Source organism: Desertihabitans aurantiacus (assembly GCF_003344635.1).
In the GTDB taxonomy this organism is placed as follows: domain Bacteria; phylum Actinomycetota; class Actinomycetes; order Propionibacteriales; family Propionibacteriaceae; genus Desertihabitans; species Desertihabitans aurantiacus.
Genome location: NZ_QPKK01000156.1, coordinates 1 through 9,498 on the forward strand (window position 1 = coordinate 1; position 9,498 = coordinate 9,498).

General features: G+C 73.2%; 9 protein-coding genes and 2 pseudogenes. All 11 read left to right on the forward strand.

Annotation, left to right across the window (positions count from 1 at the left end):
- The coding region (locus DVA66_RS12820) for an LLM class flavin-dependent oxidoreductase (RefSeq protein WP_114560444.1) at positions 1 to 500 on the forward strand (500 nt) is incomplete at its 5' end.
- Positions 501 to 591: 91 nt separating this feature from the next.
- Entirely contained in the window at positions 592 to 1,020 is a 429-nt protein-coding gene (locus DVA66_RS12825; protein WP_114560445.1) for a DUF4260 family protein, read from the forward strand.
- Between the two features lie 69 nt (positions 1,021 to 1,089).
- The gene (locus DVA66_RS12830) at positions 1,090 to 1,734 is read left to right on the forward strand and encodes a hypothetical protein (protein WP_198671726.1); all 645 of its coding nucleotides are present in this window, start codon (positions 1,090 to 1,092) and stop codon (positions 1,732 to 1,734) included.
- Positions 1,735 to 1,746: 12 nt separating this feature from the next.
- Positions 1,747 to 2,718, forward strand: a complete 972-nt coding sequence (locus DVA66_RS12835) for a CPBP family intramembrane glutamic endopeptidase (protein ID WP_114560446.1) — start codon at positions 1,747 to 1,749, stop codon at positions 2,716 to 2,718.
- Positions 2,719 to 2,826: 108 nt separating this feature from the next.
- Positions 2,827 to 3,390: an elongation factor P gene (gene efp, locus DVA66_RS12840; RefSeq protein WP_114560447.1), complete on the forward strand. Its 564-nt coding sequence runs from the start codon at positions 2,827 to 2,829 to the stop codon at positions 3,388 to 3,390.
- A gap of 5 nt (positions 3,391 to 3,395) precedes the next feature.
- On the forward strand, positions 3,396 to 3,884 hold the full coding sequence (gene nusB, locus DVA66_RS12845) for a transcription antitermination factor NusB (protein WP_198671727.1): 489 nt from the start codon (positions 3,396 to 3,398) through the stop codon (positions 3,882 to 3,884).
- Positions 3,802 to 4,197: pseudogene (locus DVA66_RS22100) on the forward strand (putative glycolipid-binding domain-containing protein); the annotation flags it as partial. The gene nusB and the pseudogene DVA66_RS22100, both read left to right, overlap by 83 nt.
- Positions 4,198 to 4,225: 28 nt before the next feature.
- Positions 4,226 to 4,360: pseudogene (locus DVA66_RS22025) on the forward strand (putative glycolipid-binding domain-containing protein); the annotation flags it as partial.
- A gap of 30 nt (positions 4,361 to 4,390) precedes the next feature.
- Positions 4,391 to 4,759: a VOC family protein gene (locus DVA66_RS12860; RefSeq protein WP_114560453.1), complete on the forward strand. Its 369-nt coding sequence runs from the start codon at positions 4,391 to 4,393 to the stop codon at positions 4,757 to 4,759.
- 99 nt (positions 4,760 to 4,858) lie between these two features.
- The gene (gene carA, locus DVA66_RS12865; RefSeq protein WP_114560450.1) at positions 4,859 to 6,016 is read left to right on the forward strand and encodes a glutamine-hydrolyzing carbamoyl-phosphate synthase small subunit; all 1,158 of its coding nucleotides are present in this window, start codon (positions 4,859 to 4,861) and stop codon (positions 6,014 to 6,016) included.
- Positions 6,016 to 9,384: a carbamoyl-phosphate synthase large subunit gene (gene carB, locus DVA66_RS12870; protein WP_114560451.1), complete on the forward strand. Its 3,369-nt coding sequence runs from the start codon at positions 6,016 to 6,018 to the stop codon at positions 9,382 to 9,384. The genes carA and carB overlap by 1 nt, the downstream gene beginning before the upstream one ends.
- The last annotated feature ends 114 nt before the right edge of the window (positions 9,385 to 9,498 follow it).

Genomic DNA, 9,498 nt, shown 5'->3' on the forward strand with positions numbered 1-9,498 from the left:
TGTACCTGCTCGCCATCGCCGGCGGGCTGCGGCTGGCGGCCGAACGGGGGCTGCCCGCCGTCGCCGGCGGGCCGCTGCTGGACGACGCCGCCGCCCTGGCCGCCTACGCCCGCGACTTCCGCCCGGCCCGCGCCGACACCTCGCCCAACCTGGTGGTGAGCGTGGAGGTGGTGGTGGCCGACACCGCCGAGCAGGCCCGGGAGCTGCTGCTGCCCGAGGCGTGGGCCTTCGCCGACTCCCGCGACGTCGGGGAGTTCCGGCCGCTGCGCCCCGTCGAGGAGGTGCACCGGCTGCTCGCCGGGGCGCGGCCGAAGAAGGTGGAGGCGGTGCAGGGCTGGATGCGCAGCGCCGTCGCCGGCACCCCCGAGCAGGTGCGCGCCCGGCTCGAGGAGCTGGTCGAGCGCACCGGCGCGTCGGAGGTGCTGGCCAGCGTCAGCGCCGTCGACCGCGCGGACGTGGCCCGCACCGACGAGGTCCTCGCCTCGCTGCGCGCCGGCTGAGGCGACCGTGGAGGACCGGCCTTGACCCGGTCCCTGGGACAGGGTGTGGGCTCGGGGTCAGGGGTCCGCGAGGTGCGAGGAAGAGGTCGGGATGGCGGAGGACGGGGACCGGCGGCGGCACCGGGCGCCGGCGGCGACGACGCAACGGGTCGAGAACGGTGCGGTCGCGCTGGCGGTCGTCGTCGCGGTGCTGGTCTCCGGGCAGCCCTGGTGGCTGCTGCTGGCCGCGTTCCTGCTCTTCGACCTCTCGGCGCTCGGCTACCTGCGGGGCCCACGGGTCGGGGCGCTGGCCTACAACGCGGTGCACAACCACACCGGCCCCGCGCTCGTGCTCACCGTCTTCCTGGTGACGCGCTGGGCCGGCCACGAGGCCACCTGGCTCGCCCTCCTCGCCGCCTGCTGGGCCTTCCACGTCGCCGTCGACCGGGCGCTGGGCTACGGGCTCAAGCTGCACGACTTCGGCTCCACCCACCTCGGGCCGATCGGCCGGGCGCGTCGCGCTGACGCACCGGCACCCTGACCAGTACGCCGTACGAGCACAGCGTGCTCGGTCCCACCCAACCGATTCTCTGACGAGCAGGAGCCGACCGTGCTGGACACCTGGCGCCGCGAGTGGGCGGTGCGCAAGATCAAGCCCGGCGACGGGCGCCCGCTGCCCCGCTTCCGGTTCTGGCAGCTGCTGAGCCGTTCGCTGCTGCACCTGCAGCTGCCCGGGCGGACGGGACCCGGCTACGCGGTCGACGTCCGCCGCGGCGGCGACTCCGAGGGCCGGGTGTGGGCCGACCTGTACCGCGACGGCCGCCGGCACGCCCGCGCCACCGTCCCCGCCGTCTTCCCGGTCCAGGGTGGGCGGCTGGAGGTCGCGACGTCGACCTTCGGGCTGCGCCGGGCCCACTTCGTCGCCGACGACGGCACCGAGCACCAGCTGGTGCCCGACCCGCGCTCGGCCGAGGGCCGCCGCGCCCGGCTCGACCGGCGCCACCCCGTCCTCAGCCGCTGGATCGGCGTGGTCTCGGTGCTGGCCCTGCTGGTCGGGGTCGGGCTCAACCTGCTGCAGCTGGCCGAGCCGATCTCCGAGATCCCGCCGGTGACGGCCCTCGTCGGCACCTTCGAGTCCCCGGTCCGGCTGCCGCTGTGGGTCAACGTCGGCCTCGGTCTCGCCGCAGCGCTGGGCAGCAGCGAGCGGGCGATGCGGTTGAGGTACCGCTGGTACCTCGACGCCGTCGGCAACTGAGCGGAAGGCGTCATGACCACCACCGCACCGGGGACCGATCCGGGTTGGCTGATCGCGCCCACCGGACCAGGCTCGCGCGCAGGCATCCCGGCCGGCGTCGAGTACCACCGGGTCCTGGCTGGGGAGCGGCGCCGGATCGGCCGCGGCATCCTCGCGATCGTGCTGCTGGCCGCCGGTCTGGTGGCCTTCCCCACCCTCATCGGCCTGGCGGTCGGCGCGCTCGAGGTCGCGGCCGGGGTGGCCCCCGCGCCCGGCCGGGCTCCCTACAGCCCGTCCCGGCACGCCGGCGCCATGGTGGGGGTCGCCCTGCTGCTGCCGTGGAGCCTGCTGCTGCAGCGGTGGCTGTACGGGGTGCCTGCCGCCTCCCTGCACTCGGTGGTGTCGCGGGTCCGTCTGGACGTCCTGGCCCGGGCGCTGCTCCTGCTCGGTCCGCCCTGGCTGCTGGTCACCGCGGTCACCTTCCTCCTCGTCCCCGCCGAGCAGGTGCCGTGGACGCAGGGCGACCTGGTGCTCATGCTGCTGGCCACGGTGCTGCTCACCCCGCTGCAGGCGGCGGGGGAGGAGTACGGGGTGCACGGGCTCATGCTGCGCGTGCTCGGGGGCTGGACGCGCGGCGCCCGGGCCGGGCTGGTGCTGGCCGTGGTGGTCTCCACCGTCCTGTTCACCGCCGTGCACGGCGCCACCGACCCCTACGTCGTCCTGTGGTACCTCGTCCTCTTCGGTGGGCTGGCCCTCATCACCTGGCGCACCGGCGGGCTGGAGGTCGCCGTCGTCCTGCACGCGGTGCTCAACACCGCCACCCTCGTGCTGGGGGTCGCCCTGCACACCGACATCGGTGCCGCGCTGGGGAGCCGCGCGAGCGTCTCGGGGGCGTCCACCCAGCTGGTGCCGACCGTGGCCGTCGTCGTGCTCACCGCGCTCGTCTGGTGGAGCACCCGCCGCAGCGGGCCGCTGCGCACCCCGCCCGCCGGGGAGCGCGGGTGACGCCCCCGGGGACCGCTCGCGGGGCGCGGCCCCGGTGCCGGTTCGACTAGACTGCCCGGGTTCGGACCCGGCACGGCCGGGTCCCCCGCGAGACGAGAGGCACGGAGCGTGGCATCCACCAACGACCTGAAGAACGGCATGGTGCTCGACCTGGACGGTCAGCTCTGGCAGGTGCAGTGGTTCCAGCACCACAAGCCGGGCAAGGGCAACACGGTGGTGCGCACCAAGCTCAAGCACGTCCTGTCGGGCAAGATCGTCGACCGGACCTTCAACTCCGACACCAAGGTCGACACCGCCACCGTGGACCGCCGCGAGATGCAGTACCTGTACCACGACGGCGAGGGCTACGTGTTCATGGACACCGAGACCTACGACCAGATGACGCTGTCGGAGACCGTGGTCGGCGAGGCCAAGGACTACCTGCTCGAGGAGCAGACCGCCACCGTCGCGCTGCACGAGGGCAACCCGCTCTACATCGACATGCCGGCCTCGGTCGAGCTGGAGATCACCTACACCGAGCCCGGTCTGCAGGGTGACCGCTCCACCGGCGGCACCAAGCCCGCCACGGTGCAGACCGGCAAGACCATCCAGGTGCCGCTGTTCCTCACCACCGGCGAGAAGGTCAAGGTCGACACCCGCACCGGGGACTACCTCGGCCGGGTCGGCAGCTGAGCGGCGTGACCGCACCCCGTCGCAGCCCCTCGGGGCCACGCACCCGGCTCAGCCCCCGCAGCAAGGCCCGCAAGCGCGCCGTCGACATCCTGTTCGAGGCCGAGCTGCGGGGCGGTGACCCGCTGGCCACGCTGGAGGAGCGCACGCAGGCCGCCGACCCGCCGGTGCGCGACTTCACCCGCGACCTCGTGCGCGGCGTGGTCAGCTACCAGCGCGAGATCGACGGCCGGATCCGCTCGGTGCTGCGTCCGGGCTGGACGCTGGAGCGGATGCCGCGGGTCGACCGCAACGTCGCCCGGATCGCGGTCTACGAGCTGGACTGGACCGACATGGCGACCAGCGTGGCGGTCTCGGAGGCGGTGGCGCTGGTGCAGGACCTGTCCACCGACGACTCCCCGGCCTTCCTCAACGGTGTGCTGTCGGCCATCGCGGCCGACCGCCCGGTGCCCGACCCCGGGCCCGGCCCGGAGCAGGTGGAGCCGGCCGCAGACTGACCGGCGGGCCCGGCACCGCCCTCGGAGGAGAACCAGATGGACGTCCGGACCGGAGCGCTGCGGTGGACCACCGCCGGGCGGGACGGCTGGCAGCACTGCGAGCTCGTCGCCGACGGGTCCTGCTACCGGGCCGAGGCACGGTGCTCGCACCCGCTGGCGCGACGCCACCGGAGCACGGCCGGACCTCGACGGGGCCCTCGACCCCGACCTCTCGATCAGCCCGGCCACGAACACCTTCCCGATCCACCGGCTCGGCCTGGCCCCGGGGGAGAGCGCGGACATCGTCACCGTCTACCTCGCCTTCCCCGAGCTGGAGGTGGTCCGACCCGCAGCGCTGCACCTGCCGGGTGCCGATGCGCCGCTACCGCCACGAGTCCCGCGACAGCGACTTCACCGCCGAGATCGAGGTCGACGCCGACGGCTGGGTGACCCACTACCCGGGCCTGTTCGAACGGCTGGCCGTGCCTGCCCGATGAGTGCGGGCCGCGACCACGGTCGACCAGACCATGACGACGACGAGAGTGCTGTCCGTGTCGGTGCCGGTGAGCGACCAGGACACCGCGCTGGCCTTCTACACCGAGGTGCTGGGCTGCGAGCTGCGCACCGACGCCGAGCTGTGGCCCGGCGCCCGGCTGGTCGAGGTGGTGCCGCCCGGGTCGGCGGTCTCCCTGCTCCTGCTGCCGCCCGACAGCCAGATCCCGGTGGCGATCCGGCTCGGCACCACCGACGCCGACGCCGCCCACGCCCGGCTGCGTGAGGCCGGGGTGACCCTGCACAACCCGGAGGTGCTGCGCTGGGAGGGCGTGCCGCCGATGTTCGCCTTCGCCGACCCCGACGGGAACGGGCTGGTCTACCTGGAGGAGCCCGCCGGCTGAGCGACGTCCGAGCGCGTCCGATGGGTGGATCCGGCTGGTAGCCTGCGCCAGACACACCAACCTTTAAGACCTGTCCGTCGAGGCAGGAAAGGACGGTCCATGCACTCTCTCGCGCCCTCGTCCGGGTCCACCCCCGCAGTCCTCGTCCTGGAGGACGGCCGGACCTTCACCGGAACCTCCTTCGGAGCCCGGGGGGAGGTGTTCGGGGAAGCCGTCTTCTCCACCGGCATGTCGGGCTACCAGGAGACGCTCACCGATCCCAGCTACCACCGCCAGGTGGTGGTGGCCACCGCGCCGCACATCGGCAACACCGGCTGGAACGACGAGGACGACGAGTCCCAGCGCGTGTGGGTCGCCGGCTACGTGGTCCGCGACCTCGCCCGCGTCCCCAGCAGCTGGCGCAGCCGGCGCACCCTGTCCGAGGCGCTGGCCGAGCAGGGGGTGGTCGGGATCAACGGCGTCGACACCCGGGCGCTGACCCGCCACCTGCGGGAGCGCGGCAGCATGCGGGTCGGCGTCTCCACCGAGACGCTGGACCCCGAGGCGCTGCGCGAGCGGGTGCTCACCCAGGCCCAGATGGCCGGCGCCGACCTGGTCGCCGACGTCACCACCGCCGAGCCCTACGTGGTGCCCGCCCGCGGGGAGAAGCGGTTCACCGTGGCCGCGGTCGACCTCGGCATCAAGACGATGACCCCGGTCCGGCTGGCCGAGCGCGGCATCGAGGTGCACGTGCTGCCCGCCACCACCACGCTGGAGGAGATCCGCGGCCGCGGCGCCGACGGCGTCTTCTTCTCCAACGGCCCCGGCGACCCGGCCGCCGCCACCGGCCCGGTGTCCCTGCTCACCGAGGTGCTGGACGCCCGGCTGCCCTACTTCGGGATCTGCTTCGGCAACCAGATCTTCGGCCGCGCGCTGGGCCTGGGCACCACCAAGCTCAAGTACGGCCACCGCGGCATCAACCAGCCGGTCATCGACCGCTCCACCGGGAAGGTGGAGGTCACCGCCCACAACCACGGGTTCGCCGTCGAGGCACCCGAGGGCGACTCCGCCGAGACCCCGTGGGGCACCGTCTCGGTCAGCCACCACTGCCTCAACGACGGAGTGGTCGAGGGCCTGGAGCTGCGCGACGGCGAGGGCGGGCTGCGCGGGTTCTCCGTGCAGTACCACCCCGAGGCCGCGGCCGGCCCGCACGACGCCGCCTACCTGTTCGACCGCTTCGTCGACGTGCTCGAGGCAGCACAGGAGGAGAGCCGCTGATGCCCCGTCGCACCGACATCGAGTCCGTCCTGGTGATCGGCTCCGGTCCGATCGTCATCGGCCAGGCCTGTGAGTTCGACTACTCCGGCACCCAGGCCTGCCGGGTGCTGATGGAGGAGGGGTTCCGGGTCATCCTCGTCAACTCCAACCCGGCCACGATCATGACCGACCCCGAGTTCGCCCACGCCACCTACACCGAGCCGATCACGCCGGAGTACGTGGAGCAGGTGATCGCCACCGAGCGCCCCGACGCCCTGCTCGCCACCCTCGGCGGGCAGACCGCCCTCAACACCGCGGTCGCGCTGGCCGAGAACGGGGTGCTGGAGCGCTACGGCGTCGAGCTGATCGGGGCCTCCATCGAGGCGATCCAGCGCGGTGAGGACCGCGACCAGTTCAAGGAGATCGTGCTCGGCCTGACCGGCATCGCCGGCGTCACCGAGGGCCAGCCGGCCGCCGAGGTGGCCCGCAGCCTGATCTGCCACACCATGGACGAGGTGCTCGCCGCCGCCGACGAGCTCGGCTACCCGGTGGTCGTGCGGCCCTCCTTCACCATGGGCGGTCTGGGCTCGGGGTTCGCCCACACCCCCGACGACCTGCGCCGCATCGCCGGTGCAGGCCTGGCCGCCAGCCCCACCACCGAGGTGCTGATCGAGGAGTCGATCCTGGGCTGGAAGGAGTACGAGCTCGAGGTGATGCGCGACCGCGCCGACAACGTGGTCATCGTCTGCTCGATCGAGAACTTCGACCCGATGGGCGTGCACACCGGAGACTCGATCACCGTCGCCCCCGCGATGACGCTGACCGACCGGGAGTACCAGCGAATGCGCGATGTCGCCATCGGCGTCATCCGCGAGGTGGGCGTCGACACCGGCGGCTGCAACATCCAGTTCGCGGTCAACCCCGTCGACGGGCGCCTGGTCGTCATCGAGATGAACCCGCGGGTGTCGCGCTCCAGCGCGCTGGCCTCCAAGGCCACCGGGTTCCCGATCGCCAAGATCGCGGCCAAGGTCGCCATCGGCTACACGCTGGACGAGATCGACAACGACATCACCGAGCAGACCCCGGCCTCCTTCGAGCCGACGCTGGACTACGTCGTGGTCAAGGTGCCCCGGTTCGCCTTCGAGAAGTTCCCCGCCGCCGACTCCACGCTGACCACCCACATGAAGAGCGTGGGCGAGGCGATGGCGATCGGGCGCAACTTCACCGAGGCGCTCGGCAAGGCGCTGCGCAGCCTGGAGGACCCGAAGGCCCGCTTCGACTGGTCCGCGCCGGTCACCGAGCCGGTGGAGACGCTGCTCGAGCGGGCCAGCCGCCCGCACGACGGCCGGCTGGTGCTCGTCCTGCAGGCCCTGGTCGCCGGCGCCACCGCCGAGCAGGTGGCAGCGGCGACCGCGATCGACCCCTGGTTCGTCGACCAGCTGGTGCTGCAGCTGGAGGTGGCCCGCGAGATCGCCGACGCCGCCACCCTGGACGCCGAGCTGCTGCGCACCGCCAAGCGGCACGGCTTCTCCGACCGCCAGATCGGCCAGCTCCGCAACCTGCCCGAGGACGTCGTCCGCGGGGTCCGGTGGGCGCTGGGCGTCCGGCCGGTCTACAAGACGGTCGACACCTGCGCGGCCGAGTTCGCCGCCACCACGCCGTACCACTACTCCAGCTACGACTCCGAGACCGAGGTGGTGCCGCGGGAGAAGCCGGCGGTGATCATCCTCGGCAGCGGCCCGAACCGGATCGGGCAGGGGATCGAGTTCGACTACTCCTGCGTGCACGCCTCGCTGGCGCTGTCGGAGGTCGGCTACGAGACCGTGATGGTCAACTGCAACCCCGAGACCGTCTCCACCGACTACGACACGTCGGACCGGCTGTACTTCGAGCCGCTCACCCTGGAGGACGTGCTGGAGGTGGTCGAGGCCGAGCGCGCCGCCGGCCCGGTGGTCGGTGTGGTGGTCCAGCTCGGCGGGCAGACCCCGCTCGGGCTGGCCTCGGCACTCAAGGCCGCCGGGGTGCCGATCGTGGGCACCAGCCCCGAGGCCATCGACCTGGCCGAGGAGCGCGGCGCCTTCGGGCGGGTGCTCGCCGAGGCCGGGCTGCCCGCGCCCAAGCACGGGCTGGCCCGCTCCTTCGCCGAGGCGTCGGCGATCGCGGCCGAGATCGGCTACCCGGTGCTGGTCCGCCCCTCCTACGTGCTGGGCGGGCGCGGGATGGAGATCGTCTACGACGAGGTCAGCCTGGCCGGCTACATCGACCGCGCCACCGAGGTCAGCCCGGCGCACCCGGTGCTGGTCGACCGCTTCCTCGACGACGCGGTCGAGATCGACGTGGACGCCCTCTACGACGGCACCGAGCTCTACCTCGGTGGCGTGATGGAGCACATCGAGGAGGCCGGCATCCACTCCGGCGACTCGGCCTGCTCGCTCCCGCCGGTCACCCTCGGCGAGGAGGTGATCAACCGGATCCGCACCTCCACCGAGGCGATCGCGGCCGGGGTCGGCGTCCGCGGACTGATCAACATCCAGTTCGCGCTGGCCGGGGACGTCCTCTACGTGCTGGAGGCCAACCCGCGCGCCTCGCGCACCGTCCCGTTCGTCTCCAAGGCCACCGCCACGCCGCTGGCGAAGGCGGCGGCCCGGATCATGCTGGGGGAGTCGATCGCCGACCTGCGGGCGGCCGGGCTGCTGCGCACCGGCACCGACGGCGCCTGGACGGCCCCGAACGCGCCGATCGCGGTCAAGGAGGCCGTGATGCCGTGGAACCGCTTCCGCACCGTCGACGGCACCTTCGTCGACTCGGTGCTCGGCCCGGAGATGCGCTCCACCGGTGAGGTGATCGGGCTCGACCGCGACTTCGGGACGGCCTTCGCGAAGAGCCAGACCGCCGCCAACGGACCGCTCCCGCAGCGCGGACGGGTCTTCATCTCCGTCGCCAACCGGGACAAGCGGCACGTGATCTTCCCGGTCAAGCGGCTGGCCGAGCTGGGCTTCGAGGTGCTGGCCACCGCCGGCACCGCCTCGGTGCTGCGCCGGCACGGGGTCGAGGTCACCGAGGTGCGCAAGCACAGCCAGGGCCCCGGCCCGAACGGGGAGAAGACGATCGTCCAGGCCATCCTCGACGGCGAGGTCGACCTCATCTTCAACACCCCGCACGGGATCAGCACCGACGGCCGGCCCCGCAACGACGGGTGGGAGATCCGCACCGCCGCGGTCCGGCTCAACGTGCCCTGCATCACCACCGTGCAGGGTCTGGCCGCCGCGGTGCAGGGCATCGAGTCCGACGCCAGCACCGGGCCGCGGGTCCGCTCGCTGCAGTCGTGGAGCGAGGACATCCGCCCGCCCGCGGCGGCGGGCACCGCCTGGGACGCCGCGCGGGCATGAGCACCGGCACCGGCCTCGTCCGCGACGCCCGCACGTCGCGGACGAGGCGGGCGCTGCTCGGGGTCGGCTACCGGCGGGTGCTCCGCCCGGCGCTGTTCGCCAGCCACGGCGGCG